Annotated in this window: 19 protein-coding genes; 11 read left to right on the top strand and 8 right to left on the bottom strand. The window is 62.9% G+C overall.

The genetic code is table 11. The features are described from left to right. Together C8N43_RS17585 and C8N43_RS17580 are read left to right on the top strand one after the other, a co-directional pair. Entirely contained in the window at nt 1-2,742 is a 2,742-nt protein-coding gene (locus C8N43_RS17585) for a DUF4159 domain-containing protein (RefSeq protein ID WP_107847040.1), read from the top strand. A 1-nt stretch (nt 2,743) separates the two neighbouring features. Next, entirely contained in the window at nt 2,744-4,807 is a 2,064-nt protein-coding gene (locus tag C8N43_RS17580) for a hypothetical protein (protein WP_170114433.1), read from the top strand. 82 nt (nt 4,808-4,889) lie between these two features. Here C8N43_RS17580 and C8N43_RS17575 read toward each other — a convergent pair whose 3' ends face one another. Together C8N43_RS17575 and C8N43_RS17570 are read right to left on the bottom strand one after the other, a co-directional pair. Continuing rightward, a complete protein-coding gene (locus C8N43_RS17575) occupies nt 4,890-5,243 on the bottom strand; it encodes a hypothetical protein (RefSeq protein ID WP_107847038.1) in 354 nt (117 codons plus the stop codon). Continuing rightward, on the bottom strand, nt 5,240-5,965 hold the full coding sequence (locus C8N43_RS17570; protein ID WP_107847037.1) for a DUF599 domain-containing protein: 726 nt from the start codon (nt 5,963-5,965) through the stop codon (nt 5,240-5,242). The genes C8N43_RS17575 and C8N43_RS17570 overlap by 4 nt, the downstream gene beginning before the upstream one ends. A 94-nt stretch (nt 5,966-6,059) precedes the next feature. Between C8N43_RS17570 and C8N43_RS17565 the strand changes: the two genes are divergently transcribed. The 5 genes from C8N43_RS17565 (at nt 6,060) to C8N43_RS17545 (ending at nt 11,738) form a co-directional block, all read left to right on the top strand. After that, complete coding sequence (locus C8N43_RS17565) at nt 6,060-7,493, top strand: FAD-linked oxidase C-terminal domain-containing protein (protein ID WP_107847036.1); 1,434 nt, start codon at nt 6,060-6,062, stop codon at nt 7,491-7,493. A gap of 60 nt (nt 7,494-7,553) precedes the next feature. Then, nucleotides 7,554-8,639, top strand: a complete 1,086-nt coding sequence (locus C8N43_RS17560) for an FAD-binding protein (protein ID WP_107847355.1) — start codon at nt 7,554-7,556, stop codon at nt 8,637-8,639. Between the two features lie 4 nt (nt 8,640-8,643). Further along, nucleotides 8,644-10,041 (top strand): glycolate oxidase subunit GlcF, encoded by a 1,398-nt coding sequence (gene glcF / locus C8N43_RS17555; RefSeq protein WP_107847035.1) that lies wholly within the window; start codon nt 8,644-8,646, stop codon nt 10,039-10,041. Nucleotides 10,042-10,322: 281 nt separating this feature from the next. After that, complete coding sequence (locus C8N43_RS17550) at nt 10,323-11,126, top strand: trypsin-like serine peptidase (RefSeq protein WP_158270011.1); 804 nt, start codon at nt 10,323-10,325, stop codon at nt 11,124-11,126. A gap of 165 nt (nt 11,127-11,291) precedes the next feature. Beyond that, the gene (locus tag C8N43_RS17545; RefSeq protein WP_107847033.1) at nt 11,292-11,738 is read left to right on the top strand and encodes an Hsp20 family protein; all 447 of its coding nucleotides are present in this window, start codon (nt 11,292-11,294) and stop codon (nt 11,736-11,738) included. Nucleotides 11,739-11,896: 158 nt separating this feature from the next. Here the strand turns inward: C8N43_RS17545 and C8N43_RS17540 are convergent, their stop codons facing one another. Then, nucleotides 11,897-12,757, bottom strand: coding sequence for a hypothetical protein (locus C8N43_RS17540; protein ID WP_107847032.1), 861 nt, complete (start codon nt 12,755-12,757; stop codon nt 11,897-11,899). Nucleotides 12,758-12,881: 124 nt separating this feature from the next. On the opposite strand from C8N43_RS17540, the gene miaB reads away from it, so the two are divergent. The 4 genes from miaB (at nt 12,882) to C8N43_RS17520 (ending at nt 16,882) form a co-directional block, all read left to right on the top strand. Further along, nucleotides 12,882-14,198 (top strand): tRNA (N6-isopentenyl adenosine(37)-C2)-methylthiotransferase MiaB, encoded by a 1,317-nt coding sequence (gene miaB, locus C8N43_RS17535; protein ID WP_107847031.1) that lies wholly within the window; start codon nt 12,882-12,884, stop codon nt 14,196-14,198. A gap of 597 nt (nt 14,199-14,795) precedes the next feature. After that, nucleotides 14,796-15,398: an OmpA family protein gene (locus tag C8N43_RS17530; protein WP_425437090.1), complete on the top strand. Its 603-nt coding sequence runs from the start codon at nt 14,796-14,798 to the stop codon at nt 15,396-15,398. Between the two features lie 12 nt (nt 15,399-15,410). Then, a complete protein-coding gene (locus tag C8N43_RS17525) occupies nt 15,411-15,737 on the top strand; it encodes a hypothetical protein (protein ID WP_107847030.1) in 327 nt (108 codons plus the stop codon). 134 nt (nt 15,738-15,871) lie between these two features. Beyond that, entirely contained in the window at nt 15,872-16,882 is a 1,011-nt protein-coding gene (locus tag C8N43_RS17520; protein ID WP_107847029.1) for a PhoH family protein, read from the top strand. Here the strand turns inward: C8N43_RS17520 and C8N43_RS17515 are convergent. The 5 genes from C8N43_RS17515 to C8N43_RS17495 form a co-directional block, all read right to left on the bottom strand. Then, nucleotides 16,879-17,256, bottom strand: coding sequence for a DUF2237 family protein (locus tag C8N43_RS17515; RefSeq protein WP_107847028.1), 378 nt, complete (start codon nt 17,254-17,256; stop codon nt 16,879-16,881). The two genes, C8N43_RS17520 and C8N43_RS17515, sit on opposite strands and share 4 nt — an antisense overlap. Before the next feature lie 3 nt (nt 17,257-17,259). Beyond that, complete coding sequence (locus C8N43_RS17510) at nt 17,260-18,291, bottom strand: DUF2332 domain-containing protein (protein WP_107847027.1); 1,032 nt, start codon at nt 18,289-18,291, stop codon at nt 17,260-17,262. Beyond that, the gene (locus tag C8N43_RS17505; protein WP_107847026.1) at nt 18,288-19,454 is read right to left on the bottom strand and encodes a serine hydrolase domain-containing protein; all 1,167 of its coding nucleotides are present in this window, start codon (nt 19,452-19,454) and stop codon (nt 18,288-18,290) included. The genes C8N43_RS17510 and C8N43_RS17505 overlap by 4 nt, the downstream gene beginning before the upstream one ends. Continuing rightward, nucleotides 19,455-20,129 (bottom strand): aminoacyl-tRNA hydrolase, encoded by a 675-nt coding sequence (gene pth / locus C8N43_RS17500; RefSeq protein ID WP_107847025.1) that lies wholly within the window; start codon nt 20,127-20,129, stop codon nt 19,455-19,457. A gap of 132 nt (nt 20,130-20,261) precedes the next feature. After that, a complete protein-coding gene (locus C8N43_RS17495) occupies nt 20,262-20,918 on the bottom strand; it encodes a 50S ribosomal protein L25/general stress protein Ctc (RefSeq protein WP_107847024.1) in 657 nt (218 codons plus the stop codon). Nucleotides 20,919-20,979: the final 61 nt, after the last annotated feature.

Raw genomic sequence — 20,979 nt, 5'->3', positions numbered from 1 at the left:
ATGCTGGCAAATCTCGCCTTCACCACGCCGCTTTTGTTGGCCGCCCTGATCGCCCTGCCGATCCTGTGGTGGCTGCTGCGCGCCGTGCCGCCCGCGCCGATCCGGCGGCGGTTTCCCGGCATCGCGCTGCTGCTGGGGCTCAATGATGACGAGACCCAGACGGACACGACGCCGTGGTGGCTGTTGCTGCTGCGAATTCTGGCTGTGGCGGCTTTCATCATTGGCTTCGCCGGTCCCGTTCTAAACCCCGAAGAAAACCGGCCGGGCTTTGGCCCGCTCCTAATCGCGATGGACGGCTCATGGGCCAGTGCCCGCGACTGGCCCGCCCGCACCGCACGTGTTGAGGAGTTGCTGGCGGAGGCTGCGCGCGAAGGCCGGCCCGCGGCCTTGGTGAACCTGTCGGAGCCGCCCGCGGGTGATTTGACGTTCCAGACCGCCGACACTGTGGCGGCCTCCTTGCCCGGCGTCTCGCCGCGCGCGTGGGAGCCCGGGCAGGCCGCCCTCGACTGGACAGAGCGCATGGGATCGGACGGGTTCGAGACGGTCTGGTTCTCAGACGGGATCGAGCGTGGGAGCCGCGCGGAGCTGTTGGCCGCGTTCGAGGCGCAAGGCAATCTGACGGTTATCGAGACCCCGCGTCCCGTTTTCGCCCTGACGCCCGCCCGTTTTGAGGACGGACGCATCGCACTCGATGTTCTGCGCTCGCCCGCCTCCGGCGCGCGGGAGGTGACGATTTCGGCCATGGGCCCCGACCCAAATGGGGTCGAGCAGGAGCTTGCGACGGCGACGGCAAGCTTTGGTCTGACCGACGCGCGCGCTGAGATTATGCTCGATCTGCCGACCGAGCTTCGCAATCGCGTGAATCGGTTTGAGGTGCAGGGCAGCCGCTCTGCCGGGGCCGTCACGCTGACCGATGACGCGTTGAAGCGGCGGGAGGTCGGGCTTTTGTCGGGGCGCAACGACCAAGAGGCCCAGGACCTGCTCTCGCCGCTCTACTACCTGAACAAGGCGTTGGTGCCGACCGCTGATCTGATCGAGGGATCGCTCGAAGATATGCTGCTCGCCAGCCCTGACGTACTGATCCTCGCCGATATCGCGACCGTGTCGGGGACCGATCGCGACGCGCTGCTTGACTGGATCGACGAAGGCGGAATGCTGGTGCGGTTTGCAGGGCCGCGCACGGCTGCCGCCGATATCGAAAGCAACGATCCCCTGATGCCCGTGCGCCTGCGCGCCGGTGGGCGCAGCGTGGGTGGGGCAATGTCTTGGGGCGAGCCGAAATCCCTGCGCGCCTTCACCCGCGACAGCCCGTTCTTCGGGCTCGAGATCCCCGACGACGTGCAAGTGACCAGCCAGGTGGTCGCCCAGCCTGACCCGGAACTGGCGGAGCGCACGGTCGCGTCGCTCGCAGATGGCACGCCGCTTGTGACCCGGCAGGACGTTGGCGCAGGTCAGATCATCTTGTTCCATGTCACGGCAAATGCGGAGTGGTCCACTTTGCCACTGTCGGGCTTGTTCGTTCAGATGCTTGAACGCCTCGCGATCTCGACACGCCCGGCGGAGATCAGCGCAGAGGATCTCGCGGGCACGACATGGGTTCCCGAAGATATTCTTGATGCGTTCGGCACGGTCCGCGACGCGGGTAATCTGGCCGGTATAGCGGGCGAGGACCTTGCAGAGGGTCCGCTTGGCCCCGACCTGCCGCCCGGTCTTTATGCGGGCGAGGACCGCCGGATCGCGCTTAATGTGCTCGGCCCAGATTCAGAGCTTGCCCCGACCGTGTGGCCTGCAGGCACACGCGTGGAAGGCATTACCGTGGCCCAAGAGACCCCTCTGATGGGCGCTCTGTTGACCTTTGCCCTCGCCCTTTTGTTCATCGACATCCTCGCCTCGCTCGCATTGTCGGGCAAGCTGCGCGGGGCGGCGACGACCGCGGTGGTGCTGGCAGCATTCGCATTGCCGCAAGCCGCCGACGCCCAGCAAGAGGACGCCCGCGCGATCGAAGCGACCTCCGAGGTGGTGCTGGCCTATGTGCAGACCGGCGACCGGCAAGTGGATCAGGTCTCGGATCAGGGATTGCGGGGGCTGTCGCTCAGCCTGTTCCGCCGCACATCTGTCGAGCCTGCCGACCCGATTGCCGTCGATCTCGAGAGCGACGAGCTGTCTTTCTACCCGATGCTCTATTGGCCGGTCACCGAGACGCAGCCGACCCCGTCGCCTGCGGCTTATGCGAAGTTGAACCGCTATTTGCGCACCGGGGGCATGATCCTGTTCGACACGCGGGACGGCAATATCGGCGGATTTGGCAGCTCTACGCCGCAGGGCCGCAAGCTGCAGGCGCTCGCCGCGCCGCTCGACATTCCCGCGTTGGAGCCGATCCCGCAGGACCACGTTCTGACCCGGACCTTCTATCTGCTACAGGACTTCCCCGGCCGCTTCACCTCCCGCGATATCTGGGTCGAGGCCGCGCCTGCGGATGCGGAAGAGATCGACGGGCTACCGTTCCGTGACCTCAATGATGGGGTGACGCCGGTGCTGATCGGCGGCAACGACTGGGCCGCCGCCTGGGCGCGCGACGAGCGGGGCAACCCGCGTTACCCGGTCGGCCGCGGCTTTGGCGGAGAGCGTCAGCGCGAGATGGCCATTCGCTTTGGTGTGAACGTCGTGATGCATGTGCTGACGGGAAATTACAAATCCGACCAGGTTCATGTCCCGGCGCTGTTGGAACGGTTGGGGAACTGAGATGGATGTGATCTTCGACCCGCTCCTGCCGTGGCCCGTTCTCTATGTCGTCGCAGCGGTTGGCGCGGCGCTGATCTGTCTGGCCATCTGGCGCAGGTTGAATGGTTGGTGGCTGCGCGCACCCGCGCTTGCGGTCTTGCTGATGGCGCTTGCAAACCCGTCCTTGCAGGACGAGGAGCGGGATCCGTTGTCCGATATCGTCGTGATGGTGGTCGATGAGAGCGCGTCCCAGCGCCTGTCGGATCGCGAAAGCCAGACGGCAGAAGCGGTCGAAGGGTTGAGCGAAGATATTACCGCGCGCGGCATGGAGTTGCGCACCGTGACCGTCGCAGACGGGGAAGGCGATGCTGGCACAGAGCTGATGCGCGCCTTGAACGAGACGCTGTCGGAAGAGCCGAAAAGCCGCATCGCGGGCACGATCCTTGTGACCGACGGGCAGCTACATGACACCGCCCGCGCGCCGGAACTCGAGGCACCGCTGCACACGCTTCTAACCGGGCGCGCCGCCGATTGGGACCGGCGGCTGATTATCAAGAACGCCCCGGCCTTTGCGATCCTCGACGAAGAGATCACGCTGACCTTGAAGATCGAAGACCAAGGCCGCGTGCCGACCGATTTGCCGGATCGCGCGAGCTTGTCCATTGCGATCGACGGAGCCGAGCCGCAGGCCTTCCAGGTGCCGGTCGGAGAGGATCTTGAACTGCCGATCACGCTGCCCCATGGCGGCATGAACGTGCTGCAATTCGACGTGGCCGTGTCCGAGGGCGAGCTGACCGACCGCAACAACGCAGCCGTGGTCCAGATCAACGGTGTGCGGGACCGCTTGCGGGTGCTGCTGGTCTCGGGCGAGCCCCATGCGGGCGAGCGGACGTGGCGCAACCTGCTGAAATCCGACAGCGCGGTGGATCTTGTGCATTTCACGATCCTGCGCCCGCCTGAGAAGCAAGACGGGGTGCCGGTGTCGGAGCTGTCGCTGATCGCCTTCCCGACCCGTGAGCTGTTTCTCGAGAAGGTCGATGAGTTCGACCTGATCATCTTCGACCGCTACAAACGGCGCGGCATCCTGCCCGCGCTCTACTTCGACAGCATCCGCCAATATGTCGAGGCGGGCGGGGCGGTTCTGGTCGCTGCCGGGCCCGACTTCGCGTCTGCCGACAGCATCTATCGTTCGCCCTTGGGTGATATCATGCCCGCGGAGCCGACCGCCCGTGTGTTGGAGGAAGGCTTCACGCCGATGATCTCCGAGCTTGGTGCGCGCCATCCGGTCACCGAAGGGCTGGAGCAGTTCGCCCCGGGTCCGACCGTCGACGGCGTGCCCGGTTGGGGCCGCTGGATGCGCCAGATCGAGGTGAGCCCGCTGGCTGGCCAGACGGTCATGTCCGGTATCGAGGATCGCCCATTGCTGACGCTCGACCGGGTGGGCGAGGGGCGCATCGCGCTCATGGCTTCCGACCACGCGTGGCTGTGGCACCGTGGCTTCGAGGGCGGCGGCCCGCAGCTGGAGCTGCTTCGCCGACTGGCGCACTGGATGATGAAGGAGCCGGACCTGGAGGAGGAGGCGCTGACCGCGCTTGCCGAAGGTCAGACGATGACGATCACGCGGCGCACACTTGATCTGGAAGTGGGCGAGCTGGAGATTACCGCGCCCGATGGCACGGTCACCGTGGTGCCGTTGGAGGAAACTACACCGGGGCGTTTCACCGCGACCTTTGTGGGGCCGGAGCCGGGGCTTTACCGGCTGAAAGAGGGCGATCAGGAGAGCGTCATCGCGCTTGGTCCGGCCGCCCCGCGCGAGTTTGTCGAGACGATTGCGTCCGGCGACAAGCTGGAACCGCTGGTCGATAGTACGCGCGGCGGCATTCTGCGGCTGGAAGAGGGTCTGCCCGGCCTACGGATGGTGGGCGAGGGGCGCAACGCCGCGGGCCGCGGCTGGATCGGGCTGACCCCGCGCAATGCCTATCTGACGACAAATGTGACAGTAACACCGTTGGTCTCGCCCTGGCTTTTCCTGCTGATGGCGGCGTTGCTGACCATTGGTGCGTGGCTGCGCGAGGGGCGGCGCTAAAGAGCGGCGTCGGATGCCTTCGACGAAGATATTTGCCAAGAGGAAACATGAGCGCGCGCAACCTGCACGATCTTTCCTGCGACTATTTCAACTTCACCGTAAACGTTTTGTCCGACCACCCATGCACGCTGTCATGGGCGCGGATGATGACCTCGTTCAATCCATCCGGAATGCGCACGCCTGACAGCGAACGGGTGAACGGCTGTTCATTTTCGTGCGGATGGGCAAGCTTTCGGTATCCCAGCTCCGTCCCATCGGGCGCGTTGACCGACCAGCCATCGGCGTAGTGGTCCCAGCCCGTATCGGGGTGGCGAATGGTGACATCAAAGCTCCATGTATCACCCGACTGTCGCGCGGTGACCTTCTCGATCTTGGCCTGATCGGCGAGCGCGGGCAGGGCGAGTGCCAGAGCGAGGACGAGTGCAAGCGGTCTCATGGGGCGGTCTCCTTTGCGGGGGTGATGGCGGGGCCATTGAGGATGATCGTGCGGGGTAGGGATGAAAACTCGCGCTGCCAGATGATATAGGTGACCAGCAGAGTGGCCGCGATCAGGGCTATTGGACCAAGCAGCCACGCCAGAGTGCCAATGGCGTAGTAGATCCCACGCAGGCCGCGATTGAAGTTCCACGCGGCCCTGATGTTCAACTCTGCGGCCTGCGCTGCCCGCGGCTGGGCATCCGGGTGCATGATGTCATTGGGCACCGCGGCCATCACCACCGAGCAATAGCCAAACAGCCGGTTGGCCCAAACGAATTTCAGGAAGGCGTGGGTCAGAAACAGCACGACGACAAGCAGCTTCACCTGCCAGATCAGGCTTGGCACCATCGCTTGGGTGAGCTCTGCCGCAGCCATCTGCAAAGCTTCGGTGTTCGAGATCGCGGCGAGCACGCCGCCGATGGCGATCATGCAGGCGGAGGCGAAGAATGACGTACCCTGCCGCAGGTTGCCCAGAATGGTCGCGTCAAAGATGCGCGGCTCGCGGGTGACGAGCTGGCGCATCCACTCGCGGCGATACTCCGTCATCAGGACCGTGACGGAGGGTCGGCGCGCGCCCGGGTGCTCGATCCACCATCCCACGGCCAGCCATCCGCCGACCAGCAACACAAAGGCCACCGCATCAAGCGGGCTGAACAGGGAAAGACGGTCAATCATCGTCATGGAGGCGACGATACAGGCGATTGTTTATCCTTGCCATAGGGGGTAATTGGTAATATGTTTTTACCAATTAATGCAGTTGCGGAGGATTCGTACGATGGAGATGCCAGCCCCTGACGCGAGGATCATGGCCAAGAAGGCCCGTCTGGTCAGCCGCCTGCAGGGCGTCTTGCCCTCCGACGCCGTGATCCACGACGAGTTCGAGACCCGCGCCTACGAGTGTGACGCGCTGACCGCCTATAAATGCCCGCCGCTCTGCGCCGTTCTGCCCGCTTCGACCGAAGAGGTCGCCGCCGTTTTGAAGATCTGCCACGAGGAAGACGTGCCTGTGGTGCCGCGCGGCTCTGGCACTTCGCTGGCAGGCGGCGCGTTGCCCACGGCGGATTGCGTGATCCTTGGGGTGGCGAAGCTGAATGATGTGCTCGAGACTGATTATGAGAACCGCTTTATCCGCGTGCAGACCGGGCGCACAAATCTCAGCGTGACGGGCGCCGTGGAGGAGAACGACTTTTTCTATGCGCCCGACCCGTCATCGCAGCTGGCCTGCGCTATCGCGGGCAATATCGCGATGAACTCCGGTGGCGCGCATTGCCTGAAATATGGCGTTACGACAAACAACCTGCTTGGCGTGACGATGGTGCAGATGGACGGAACCGTGGTCGAGATCGGCGGCGCGCATCTGGATGCGGGCGGTTATGACCTGCTGGGGCTGATCTGCGGCTCCGAAGGCCAAATGGGCGTCGTGACCGAGGCGACGCTGCGCATCCTGCGCAAGCCCGAAGGCGCGCGGCCCGTGCTGATGGGCTTCGACGACAACGAAGTCGCCGGCGCTTGCGTGGCAGATATCATCAAGGCGGGCGTCCTTCCCGTTGCGATTGAATTTATGGACCGCCCGGTCATTCGCGCCACGGAGGCCTTCGCGGGTGCGGGCTACCCCGATTGCGAGGCGCTGCTGATCGTCGAGGTCGAAGGCTCGGAGGCGGAGATCGACGAGCAGCTGGGCAAGATCATGGAGATCGCCCGCCGCCACAATCCCGTCGAGCTGCGCCAAAGCACCTCCGCCGAGGAGAGCGCGAAGATATGGTTGGGCCGCAAATCCGCCTTCGGCGCGATGGGGCAGATCAACGATTATATGTGTCTCGACGGCACGATTCCCGTGTCCGAGCTGCCCTATGTGCTTAAGCGCATCGGCGAGATGTCGAAGGAATACGGGCTCGACGTGGGCAACGTGTTTCATGCGGGCGATGGCAATATGCACCCGCTGATCCTGTTTGATGCCAACAAGGAGGGCGATCTGGAGCTCTGCGAAGCCATGGGCGCGGACATCTTGCGCCTGTGCGTCGAGGTGGGCGGTTGCCTGACCGGGGAGCATGGGGTTGGCATCGAGAAGCGCGATCTGATGTTTGATCAGTTCGGCACAGATGATCTTGAGGCGCAGATGAAGGTGAAGGACGTGTTCGACCCGAAATGGCTTCTGAACCCGGCGAAGGTCTTCCCGCTCTCGGCGACCGAGGCCCGACGGACGGGCTAAGCGCCTGTTCGTCCGATCGATTTCCCTGGAAGACCACGACCTGAAGGCTGCGACCCAATGATGACACCTGAAAGTGAGACCGCGCTGGCCGAGCTTGTGCGCGGCGCCAATGGCCCCCTGCGCATCGTCGGTGGTGGGACACGCCCCCTCGGTTCAAGCGCTGGAGAGGTCGTGTCGACCTCCGCAATTTCGGGCATAGAGCTCTATGAGCCCGGCGCATTGACGTTGGTTGCCAAGGCGGGCACCCCGATGGCGGAGATTGAAGCGGCGCTGACGGCCGAGAACCAGCGTCTGCCCTTCGAGCCGATGGATCACCGCGGTCTTCTGGGCAGCAGCGGAACGCCAACCGTGGGCGGGGTCGTGGCCGCCAACGTGTCCGGCCCGCGCCGCGTGCAGGCCGGGGCATGCCGCGACAGCCTGATCGGTGTGCGCTTTGTCGACGGATCAGGCACCGTGATCAAGAATGGCGGCCGCGTGATGAAAAACGTCACCGGATATGATCTGGTGAAGATGATGGCGGGCTCCTACGGCACATTGGGCATCCTGACCGAGGTTGCATTCAAGGTGCTTCCGGGGATCGAGGCGAGCGCGACACTTACCTTGGGCGGGCTTGATGCGCAGGCTGCGGTTGGTGCGATGTCCAAGGCGCTTGGGTCCCCATTCGAGGTCTCGGGCGCGGCCTATGACCCGGCGAAGAAAGAGGTGTATCTGCGTCTCGAAGGCTTCACCGCCTCGGTCGCTTACCGGGCCGAGCAGCTGACCGATTTGCTGGGCGCAGGCGATCTGACGTCCGACAAGGATGCGTCCGACGCGCTTTGGGCGAATATTCGAGACGTTGCGCCCTTGCACGGGGCAGAGGGCGACTTGTGGCGCGTGTCGGTGAAACCGTCCGACGGGCCGAACGTCTTGGAGGCCATTCAGCCAATAGCAGCGCTCCTGGATTGGGGCGGCGGGTTGTTGTGGCTGGCGACGGAACGCGGCACCGATGTGCGCGCAAAGATGGACGCTATTCAGGGCCACGCGACTTGCCTGCGGGGCGACGGCGCGACGTTCCATCCAGAGCCCACGCCGCTGGCTGCGATCTCAAAGGGCCTGCGCGCGCAATTCGACCCGCGCGGCATCCTCAACCCTGTCTTGATGGGATAATCCGATGCAGACGAACTTTACCCCGGACCAGCTCAAGGATCCTGCCATTGCGCGATCAAATGAGGTGCTGCGCACCTGCGTGCATTGCGGCTTTTGCACGGCGACTTGTCCGACCTATCAGGTCTTGGGCGACGAGCTGGATAGCCCGCGCGGACGCATCTACCTGATCAAGGATATGCTGGAAAACGAGCGCAAGCCGGACGCGAAAACGGTCAAGCATATTGATCGGTGCCTGAGCTGCCTTGCCTGCATGTCGACCTGCCCGTCGGGCGTGCACTACATGCATTTGGTCGACCATGCCCGGGAGTATATCGAGCAGCATTACGACCGGCCATGGAGCGACCGGGCGTTGCGCTGGATTCTGGCGCGTATCCTGCCCTATCCGAACCGCTTCCGGGTGGCTTTGCTTGGGGCAAAGATCGGCAGGCCCTTCGCCCGTTTCATGCCCGATGCGCGGCTGCGCGCGATGCTGGAAATGGCGCCGAAGACGATCCCGCCAGTGTCCCGCAACGATGACCCGCAGACCTTCCCGGCCGAGGGCAAGAAGATGCGCGTGGCGCTTATGACCGGCTGTGCGCAAAAGGCGCTCAATACCGATATCAACGACGCCACGATCCGGCTGCTGACCCGGCTCGGGGCCGAGGTCGTTGTGGCCGAGGGTGCGGGCTGCTGCGGTGCGCTCACCCATCACATGGGCAAGACCGACGAAAGCCATGCGACGGCGGCCAAGAATATCCGCGCCTGGGACCGCGAGATGAAGGGCGAGGGGCTGGATGCCATCGTGATCAACACATCCGGCTGCGGCACGACGGTCAAGGATTACGGCCACATGTTCAAAGGCCACGCCTTGGCGGAGGAGGCCGCCGCTGTCGCCGGTATCGCCAAGGATGTCTCGGAGGTGCTGATGGACCTGCTTGACGCGGACACGGTGACCCTGTCGCCGAACATGGCCCGCATGGGCTTGGCCGGCACGGACAAGATTACGCCCGAGCCGGCAGAGGCCGGTCCCCTGAAGGTTGCCTATCATGCCGCGTGCTCGCTACAGCATGGCCAGCAAATCAAGACGTATCCCAAGGACCTGCTCAAACGCGCCGGGTTCACCGTGTTGGAGCCGAAGGACCCGCATCTGTGTTGCGGATCGGCTGGCACGTATAACCTGATGCAGCCCGAAATCTCCCAACAACTCAAGACACGCAAGGTGGCGACGCTTGAGGCCAGAAATCCCGACATCATCGCCGCAGGCAATATCGGCTGTATGATGCAGATCGGCTCGGGCACCGATGTGCCGATTGTCCACACGGTGGAGCTTCTGGATTGGGCGACAGGTGGGCCGAAGCCGCCCGCGCTGACCGCCAGCGTTAATGACGGCGAGCGCCAGATGGACATCCCGGTTCTGCGGTGACGCGGATGTGCGCTCGGTCTTGATCAGCCGACTCCGCCGCTCTTTGCGAATGGGTTCGCCCGCTCCCCTTGTCTGCGCCGATCCTAGGGGTTGATGGGTATCTCACTGCGCTACTGTGCCATGCTAGAACGGGTGTGATTGCTCGGCTTGTGGTCTGGACCAGCCCATTGAGCTTGATTTCGCTGGCTTCCCTGGCAAAGCTAAAAATTAACCCCTTCATGCCCCATTCCCGCCTTAACTGTTCCCTAGCACGGGTCAAAACGGGTATATCGGGGCGATTGATGCGGATTTTGGCAACATTGATGGCGGGGCTTCTCATGGCGCTGCCGGTTCAGGCGGACAGCCTGAAATCGCTCGGCTCGCTGGACGCGAGCAAAGTGTGGCAGGGCGTTGGTCGCATCAATCTCGGCAGTTCGGGCTTTTGCACGGGCACTCTGATTGCCCCGGACCTCGTGCTTACTGCGGCGCATTGCTTTTTCGACAATGACGGGCGGCGCACGCCCGATGGCGATATCGAGTTCCTTGCGGGCTGGCAGAATGGGCGGGCGGAGGCTTACCGTGGGGCCAAGCGATCCGTGATCCATCCCGAATATGTCTTCAAAGGGCGCAACAACGTGGAACGGGTTGCCTCTGACGTGGCCTTGATCCAGCTTGACCAGCCGATCAAGCACCCCTCGATCAAGCCGTTCAACACCGCGACGAAGGTTGAGCGCGGGCAAGAGGTTCAGGTCGTCTCCTACGCCAAGAACCGCGCCAATGCCCCGTCAATCCAAGAGACCTGCCATCTGCTTGCGCGTGATCCGGGCGTCTACGTCACATCCTGCGACGTGGATTTCGGGGCCTCCGGCGCGCCGATCTTCGCGGTGCAAAATGGCGAGGCGGTGGTACTCTCCGTCGTGTCTGCCAAGGCGCAGTGGCGTCAGCAGAAAGTGGCGCTGGCCGTGGGGCTCGACCAACGTTTGTCCGCGCTTCTCGATCAGATCGATCGCAATGACGGCGTATTCCGCCGCGCCGACACCGGCGCATCGCGTGTCGCATTGCAATCAGGCATCCAACCATCGGGTGCCTTGTTCATAAAGCCTTGATTTTCCGTATTTAAAATTACGATTGCGGGCCTTGAAAGCCCGCATATCCTTTCCCACATCTGAAGCAACCGGATGCCCGATATGGGGTTCGGTGACCAAAACAGGGCCTGTCCGATATGGAAGGTCCGCCAAACATAGCATTGCTTTTTCGAAAGGATGACACTCATGCGAGCTTATGATTTCGCCCCCCTGTACCGTGCCACTGTTGGCTTTGACCGCGTTGCCGACCTGATGGACCGGGTTCTGACCTCCGAGGTCAACACCACCTACCCGCCCTACAACATCGAGAAGACCAATGACGATGCCTACCGCATCTCGGTTGCTGTCGCCGGGTTCTCCGAGGCTGACCTGAGCGTCGAGCAGCGTGAGAACGCGCTGATCGTGGCTGCCAAGAAAGCCGATGAGGGTGAGGACAAGACTTACCTGCACCGCGGTATCGCGACCCGCGCCTTCGAGAAGCGCTTCCATCTGGCCGACCACGTCCGTGTGACGGGTGCGAGCCATGCGGATGGCATGTTGCACATCGACCTGGTGCGCGAGGTGCCCGAGGCGCTGAAGCCCCGGACGATCGCAATCTCCAAAGGGTCCGAGCCGAAGGCGATCGAGGCCTAAAACTCTTCCTTTTGCTGAGACGACGAAACGGCCCCCGCCCTCCCCGGGGGCCGTTTTTTATTGAGTAGAGGAAGAAAAGCCAAACGGATCAGGTGGTCCGCGGAAAAGCGTCCATCGCTTCGTTTTGGCAAAAATACTCAAAATTCGACGTTAGAGATTTAGAACCACTGCCCCGGTTCCATCAGGCCGAGCTCAAGCAGCTGGTTTGAGTGCCACTCGAACTTCACCGAATTCTTCCACCAAAAATGCGGGATCTCGTACATGGATCCCGGGTTTGTCACCAGCGCCTTGGCTGTCCGGAACGAGCACAGCGCGCCGGAGATATTGTGGTGCCAGGGGCAGGCATAGGTGTTGTATTCCGGCTCGTTGAACGTGTGGTCGGCCTGCAGTTCCAGCCCCTTGCGCGCCTGAAATAGTCCGACCCTGTCGATCTTACGCCGGGTCCAAGGGACGTGCTCTTCAAATCGCCAGCGAAGGCCGCCGAAAAAATCCAGTTGTCTGTCCAGCGCCTGCCCGTCCTCGGTGAACCGCGCCAACGCGTAGTAGCCGGATTTGTCGAGATAGGCGTGCTCAAGCGAAACCGCGTTCGGATCGCGGCCAAGATCGTTGGAATACAGGTCGATCACATAGGTCAGTACGGAATAACGCCGCTCTTCAAGCGAAAAGGCGATCAGCTCGCGGATGTTGCGGGTCTCGCAGAACGGGAAGAAGAGGTATTCGGCGTTAAAGCAGTAGTGCATCCAAACGCCCGGAAAGAGGTCGATCAGCTTGTTGGTGGTGCGTGCAAAGGCGTCGGCCTTGTGAATGTCCATCTCGATCAGATGCAGATCATCGCGGTCCGCGGGCAGCAGTTCGGCACCACCGAACACCAGCACCTCGCGAAAGCCCATCTTCATCAGATGCGAGATCGTGCTGTCGACCTCCGCCGCGTCCTCGACGAACAGCAGCGCGAACGGGCCCTTGGGGGACAGGGCGGCAGGCGCGCTGGCCAAGAAAGAGGAAAGGGAGGCGTGCCGCATGACTGCTCGATTGTTTCGAATTATTGTTTCCGCTTTGGCGACAAACTCTGCCATCACGGGGTGAATTGCAAGATCGGGCGGGCTGGGGTAGGACCCGCCCACACCCCTCACGCTTAGGTTTATCATGTCCGACGTAAAGAAGCTCTTTATCAAGACCTATGGCTGCCAAATGAATGTCTATGACAGCGAGCGCATGGCCGAAGCGCTGGGCGCCAAGGGTTACGATACCACGACCGAAATGGACGAGGCGGATATGATCCTGCTCAACACCTGCCACATCCGGGAGAAAGCCGCCGAGAAACTGTACTCTGATCTGGGGCGGATGAAGCCGCTGAAGGAGGACAAGCCGGACCTGAAGATCGGCGTGGCGGGCTGTGTGGCCCAGGCAGAGGGCGGCGAGATCATGCGCCGTCAGCCGATGGTGGACCTTGTGGTGGGCCCGCAGACCTATCATCGCCTGCCGGCTATGATGGATCAGGTGGATCAGGGCGTACCCGCGCTGGACACGGATTTCCCCGAAGAAGACAAGTTCGACCACCTGCCGAAGCGGGTGACCAAGGCGCGGCCATCGGCGTTTCTGACGGTGCAGGAAGGCTGCGACAAGTTCTGCGCCTTTTGCGTGGTGCCGTATACACGCGGGGCCGAAGTGTCCCGCCCGCCGGAGCGGCTGCTGGCCGAGGCGCGCGCACTGGTGGAGCGCGGAGTGCGCGAGATCACGCTCTTGGGTCAGAACGTCAACGCCTACCATGGCGAAGGCCCGGACGGCACGTGGTCGCTGGCGCGCCTGATCTGGGCGCTGGACGAGATCGAGGGGTTGGCGCGCATCCGCTTCACCACCTCGCACCCGAACGACATGGACGACGACCTGATCGCGGCCCACGGGACTTGCGCCAAGCTGATGCCCTATCTGCACCTTCCGGTGCAGTCCGGCTCCGACACGATCCTGAAGGCGATGAACCGCAAGCACACGGGCGCGAGCTACATTGCGCTGATCGAGCGTATTCGCGCTGCGCGCCCTGATCTGGCCCTGTCGGGTGACTTTATCGTGGGCTTCCCCGGCGAGACCGAGCAGGATTTCGAGGACACGATGGAGCTGGTGCGCCAGGTGAACTACGCGCAGGCCTACAGCTTCAAATACTCCGCCCGGCCCGGGACGCCCGCGGCAGAAAAGGACCCGGTTTCCGACGATGTCGCCACCGCCCGGCTGCACAAGCTGCAGGCACTGCTGACCGAGCAGCAGAAAGCTGCGCAGGAAAACATGGTCGGCAGAGAGGTGGGTGTTCTGTTCGAGAAGGAAGGCCGCCACGGGGGCCAGCTGGTCGGCAAATCGGACTACCTGCACGCGGTCCACTGCGACGCGCCGGTGGAGATGATCGGCACGGTGCAGCGGGTGCGGATCGAAGCGAGCGCGTCCAACTCCCTCAAGGGCGTTCTGATCTGACGGCTACCCGGAATGGGCCGCAAGTCTTTTGCGCTTGCGGAGCTACTCGTCGCCATGGGCGGAAAAACTGCTAAGGCTCGATCCGAGCTTGACGGAGTCGTCCCAGCGTCTCAGCCCATTTACTAACGCCGAAACCGCCGCGGTGAGGGCGCGACTGGACGAAATGATCTTAGACCCTGATCACCCGTTAGGGCCCGAGTTAGAGAGCCTCAGGGACCTGCTTGACTGACCTACGATGCCGCGGGTGATGCGCGTTCAATGAACGGCTTATAACACCGGGCACGAGGCCTGCTGCGGGTAAAACCAGTTTGAATATGTGCGGCCTCCCAGCCGCCGGAGAGCCAAAGCGGACATGTTGCCCACAGGTTTTCAACAGACTTACCCCCTGAAATGGCGGAAAAAGCGCAGTTTGTTGCCGGATAGGCAACTATATATGGTAATTTCTTCTTTAATTTACACTGAAGTTTGCTAGCATGGCGCAAATATAGATGACTGCTCCGGCATTGAGGCAAGGCACGGAGCGGCTGAGAAACGAATTTAACAGGCAAGAGGACTAGGGCAGTGACACTCAAACTTACCAGGAGTCTGCGTTCCGTATTGGGCGGGGGAGTTGTGGCTGCTCTGGCACTTGCGGCATCGATCGCAGGTGCACAGGCGCAGCAGACCTACGTGTACACCGAGGATGGCTTCAGCCAGGGCACGGTGACCAACGGCAAGATCGTGCGCCGCACCACGGTGCGCGCGGAACGCTACATCCCGACAATCTGGGTCGACCCCGATGGGTGCGAGCACTGGGTGATGGACGACGGCTTCGAGGGGTTTATGACTCCCCACGTGACCCGGGATGGCAAGCCGGTCTGCCGCCGCGGCAACACCTGCGCCGTGATGAACTCGGACCAACTCTTTGCCACGAATAGAGCGCACATCAGTTCCGCCAATAAGAAGCGGTTGCAGCAGTTTTTTCAATCTGCGGGTGCGACGGCCTACATCATCGAAGGCCACACCGACAGCCGCGCCAGCGACGAGTACAATATCCGGCTTTCTGAGGCCCGCGCCCGCGCGGTTGCTGCAGTGGCCCGCTCGGTTGGCGCACGGGTGTCGGCGACACGCGGCTATGGGGAGCGCATCCCCAAGGCCTCCAACCGCACGGCGGCCGGCAAAGCTGCCAACCGTCGCGTCGAAATCCAGTGTATCCGCTAAGGGGACGATGACATGAAACTGAGCAACGTACTCATCGCCACCATGGCCCTGGGAGCGCTGGCCGCCTGTGACATCACCGGCGAGCGTAACAGCGGCGACAAGACCCGCGACTACGGCAACGGCCTGTTCGGGCGCGGCACCAAGGACCTTAGCCAGCTTGAGGCCGGTATCTGGGTCGACCCGCGCGGCTGCGACCACTGGATCATCGACGACGGCATTGAAGGCTACCTGTCCCAGCGTTTGGACCGCAACGGCAAGCCGGTTTGCTCCGGTGCGGCCCCTCCGGGCTACGCGACGGGCAACTACCGCGGCTCGCGCGACGTCAACGACCCGATCTAAGTGCTTTCGTCTGACGCAAAATTCCAAAGGCCACCCGCGCGGGTGGCCTTTTTTCGTGCGCGAACCCGATCCGCTCTTGCACGCCCCATGCCCCTCATGCAGCCTGATCCCAAGGATTCACTAAGGAGAGCCAATTGGCCGCCAGCGACCTGACCCTGACCCCTGAACAAGCCACCCCGGCAGAAGTTTTGCTGGAGTTTCCCGACAACCGATTGTTGATTGATCTGTGCGGCGAGTTTGACCGCAACCTCGCCCAGATCGAGCAGGTTCTGGGTGTCCAGATCGTGCGGCGCGGCAACCAGCTGGCCGTCATGGGCGAGGCGGCCGACAAAGCCGCGACAGTGCTCGAGGCGCTCTACCATCGGCTGGAAACGGGCAAGCCCGTCGAGATGGCCGATATCGAGGCCGAGATCCGCATGGGCCGGTCCGGCGAGGGGACGGGTGCGCGCGATGGCGACCAGATCGAGATGTTCAAGGGCGGCGCTGTCGAGATCAAGACGCGCAAGAAAACAGTTGAACCGCGCACCGAAGCGCAGAAGGACTATGTGACGTCCCTCTATAAGAACGAGCTGGCCTTCGGCATTGGCCCCGCGGGCACCGGCAAGACATATCTGGCGGTCGCTGTGGGCGTCTCCTTGTTCATCTCTGGCAAAGTCGACCGCATCATCCTGTCCCGCCCCGCGGTCGAGGCGGGCGAGAAACTGGGCTATCTGCCGGGCGACATGAAGGACAAGGTCGATCCGTATATGCAGCCGCTCTACGACGCGCTGAATGACTTTCTGCCGGGAAAACAGACCGCCAAGCTGATCGAAGAGAAGCGCATCGAGATTGCACCGTTGGCTTTCATGCGCGGACGCACGCTCAGCAATGCGTTTGTCGTGCTCGACGAGGCGCAGAATGCCACGACCATGCAGATGAAGATGTTTCTGACCCGGCTGGGGCAGGGTTCCCGCATGGTGATCACCGGCGACCGGTCCCAGGTGGACCTGCCGCGCGGGGTTCAGTCCGGGCTGCGCGAGGCGGAAGAGCTGATCAAGGGCGTCAAAGGCGTGTCGTTCAACTACTTCACCGCCAAGGACGTGGTGCGCCACCCGCTGGTGGCCCGCATCATCGAGGCCTACGACAAGGCCGACGCAAAGAGCTAGGCCGCATCCAGTGCATATTGCGCCAACACGTCCAGCGGCACGATATCCAGCGCGCGTTGATGGGTCGAGGAGAGGCGCACTTTCGGGGCCGCCCCTTCGTCATGGGCCTGCAGAAAACGACCCGCGCACAGGCACCATTGATCGCCAGGGTTCAGGCCAGCGAAGCCGAATTCGGGGCGCGGCGTGGACAGATCGTTGCCAAGGTACTTCGACAGGGCCAGAAACTCCGCCGTCATGACGGCGCAGACGGTGTGCGAGCCCTGATCCATCGGACCGGTATCGCAGCACCCGTTGCGGAAAAAGCCCGTGACGGGATCGTTGGAGCAGGTCTCCAACGTGCCGCCAAGCACGTTCAGGGATGGCTCACGTTCCATGTCTCAGCCCTCATATGTCCAGTCGATCCAGCGGCCGTGGAAATCCGCCCGACCCAAATCAAAAACTAGCGCGCCGGGCCAGAGCCGCAAGGTCATCGCCGCCCCACGCCCGGCTGCGCCATTGTCATTTTCCATTGCGAACCACGCCAGTGGCTGATCCCGCGTCGCGCGCTCCCCTGTGGTCGCGATGGCGCGCGCGCATCGTTCTTGCACGTCCGGTGGGAAGTATTGCCACGCGATGGTGTGGAACAGAAAATGCAGACCTGTCCACGGCTGCGCCAATCGCGCTTCCAGCCAATCTGCCGCGTCGCCACGGTGGATGTCGGGCGTCGGCAGATCGAGCGCCGCGTCGGTGAGCGCCAGCCGCTCCGGCTGATCCGGCCAGAGATAGGCGCGCAGGCGCGCGGGATCATCGGGGCCGGTAAGCGGGTTCAGATCGACGCCCGCTCTGTCGATGACACGGATCTCGCGGCGCGGTGGCAAGGGCCCGTTCCAATCCGGTGCAAGCGTAAGGGCAGGGTCAGGCGCCCCGAAGCTCGTGCCGTTTAGCGACAGCGCGTAGCGGTCGAAGTTCAGGTTCAGCCCGGCGCTCGCGCCAAGCTCGGACAGGGTAAGCGGCAGATTAAACTTCGACAGCGCCACCATGGCGGCGGGGATGATCGCCACGGAGCGGCGCACCTCGTTTGTCTGCGGCGGGCTGTCCAAGAAGGACATCAGAAATGCTTCGTCGTCCTTAAAAGTTGCATCAACAGCGGCCCAGAGCGCGTCGTCAGACGCGCTATTCGGCGGATAAACCGCTGCCAAGGCCCCGTCGGGGTCACGCATCTTCAATGCATGCAGCGCGCCGCACAAGCGCAACGGCACGGAATGGCCTTGTGGCGACAGATCGCCTTCCCATGCAAACAGACGTTCGCGCACCGCACCTTCGGGCGTCAGGCGCTCGGCAAGCAAGCCCAGCAGACGCGCCATGAAGGGTGAGCCAAGCGCCTCGCAATGCACGGCTTGATCGCGCAGGGCTTCTGCCAGACGGCTCATCGCACCGCCGCGACAATGGCGCGGAACATGGCGATGTTGCTGTCATGCACGCCTGTCTCCTTGAACTTCCGGTCCGCCCCGGTGGTCGCGATGACGACACCCGCCTCGCGGTCGATGAAGACGAATTGGCCGTAAACGCCCTGTGCTATCAGCTCGCCCGGCCGCGCGTCCTTGGGCATCCACCATTGGTAGCCATATTGCAGCTTGCCCGGCGCGGTCTTCGCGGACGGCACGGTCGACGCGGCGACCCAATCGCGTGGCACGATCTGTTGGCCGTTCAGCGCACCGTCCTGCAAAAACATCTGCCCCATCCGGGCATAGTCACGCGTCGTCAGGTTCAGCCCGCCCAGTACGAAGGCTACGCCGACGCCGTCTGTGAGGTAGTAGGGCGGCTGCTCCAACCCCATCGGACCCATGATCTTCTCGGCCATCAGATCAGGAATTGAGCGGCCCGTTGCGCCGCGTATCACCATGGACAGCACATGGGTGTCGATGGAGACGTATTTCCAGGCCTCGCCGGGGGGCGCGAAACTGTCTGTCAGCTCTTCGGTGAAGCCATCCATCGTGCCGCCAAGGGCCAGCACGCGGCCCATGCGATTGATGTCGGAACTCTTGTCGAGATAGTCCTCGTTGAACGTCACGCCGGAGGACATCTGCAGCACGTTCCGGATCGTCGCGTCCGCGTAGGCCGTGCCCGCGAGGCTAGGCGCATATTTGGTGACCGGATCATCGAGACTGTCGATCGCACCCTCGTCGAGAACGACGCCAAACAGCGCCGAAAGGTAGCTTTTGGCGATGGACCATGAAATACGGCGGTCGTCCGGTTCGGTGCCAAGATAGTAGCTTTCATGCACGACCTTCCCGTCCCTCAGAACCACGAGCGACGTGACGCTGCGCGCCTTGATCCAGTCTGCGGTCTCGGCTGGCAAAGTGGCTTCGGGTCCATTGGGCAAGGGGGACGGTTCGGCGTCGGGGATCTCCATCTCCGTCCACAGGAACGCCTTGTTCATGTTCGAAAAGTTGCCGACGATCTTGTCTTCGGCGAAGAGCGAATTGACCGCCATCAAGCGGGTCAGCTCCTCGCGTTTCCAAAAGCCAGTGACAAGCGAGACGACGACAACGAGGGCGAGAAGGCGCAGGGCCCATTTGATCAAGGGTCGCATTCAGTTGAACCGATCGAGCAGTTTTTGGAGGGGAGAGCGGGCGTCCGGGGCGGGCTCCGGCTTTGGCTCCGGGCCGGGTTTGGCCTTGGGCTTGTCGGACGAGCGGGGCGGGTTCACCCGCAGCGCGACGGCATTGAGAAACTTGGCAGGGTCATCCTCTGCCAGGTGTGGCGCTCCGTCAGACACCCCGCGCAGCACATCATCGAGCCAGTCTTGATCGGCCTTGGCAAAATCGCCCAGCACATAGGCCGGGACGCGGTCCTTGTGGCCGGGATGGCCGACGCCCAAGCGCACCCGGTCGTAATGCGGCCCGATATGCTGATGGATCGAGCGTAGCCCGTTATGACCCGCATGGCCGCCGCCCCGCTTGTGGCGTGTCTTGGCGGGTGCGAGGTCAATCTCGTCATGGAAGACGGTCACGTCGGTGCTGTCGAGCTTGTAGAAGCTCATCGCTGCCTGCACGGATTGGCCCGACAGGTTCATGAAAGTTGTGGGCTTAAGGAGCAATACCTTCTCGTGACCCAAGCGGCCTTCGGTCACCTCCCCCTGAAACTTTGCACGCCACGGGGCGAAGCCGTGATCCTCCGCGATGCGGTCCACGGCCATGAAGCCGATATTGTGACGGTTGTGCGCGTATTTCGCGCCGGGATTTCCGAGGCCTACAAAGAGTTTCATGGGGGCGTTTTACCCCGCCAGGACGCGCGGGGCCAGCGCGTCGCGGCGGCACGGAGCCTTTGGGCAAAGAAAAACGCGAGCGGGACAAGCCTGCTCGCGTTTTCGAAGATTTTAATGGCAAAAGGGGGAGGATTATTCCTCGTCGCCCTCTTTTTCCTCGCCGATGACTTCGACTTCCTCGGGTGCATCATCCTCGGCGTCATCGTCCTGAGACTTCAGGCCCGACGGGGCAGAGATGTTGGCGATCACGAAGTCGCGGTCGATGGTGGGCTTGGCGCCCGCGGGCAGGTTCACGGACGAGATCGATACGTTCTCGCCGATCTCCAGCTCGGAGATGTCGATGGTGATGTGATCTGGGATATCGCCCGCCGTCACGACCAACTCCACCTCGGGGCGGATCATGGACAGAACGCCGCCCTTTTTCAGACCCGGGGAGACCTCTTCGCCCACGACTTCAACCGGGATATACAGGTTGATTTTCGTGGTGCGGCGCAGGCGCATGAAGTCCACATGGGTCGGCAGGTCCTTGACCACGTCGCGCTGCACGTTGCGGCAGATCACGCGGACATCGTCCTGGCCTTCCATCTTCATGTTCTGCAGGGTCGACATGAAGCGCCCTGCCTTCAGGCGCTTCAGGAGCGCGTTGAAGGGGATCTGGATGGGCAGGGGGTCTGCCCCGCCACCGTAGACAACTCCGGGCACCATGCCGTTACGGCGTGCTGTGCGAGCGGCCCCCTTGCCCGTCCCCGCACGTGCCTCGACTTCAAGATCAGGGATCTCACCAGCCATGACTATATTCCTTTTCAAAGTTAAGCGGCTGCCTCCAAGGGTGTCGGGCCGCGTGAAGGGT

The sequence above is a fragment of the Litoreibacter ponti genome (genome assembly GCF_003054285.1).
GTDB lineage: Bacteria > Pseudomonadota > Alphaproteobacteria > Rhodobacterales > Rhodobacteraceae > Litoreibacter > Litoreibacter ponti.
This window is presented reverse-complemented; position numbering and strand designations above follow the sequence as displayed.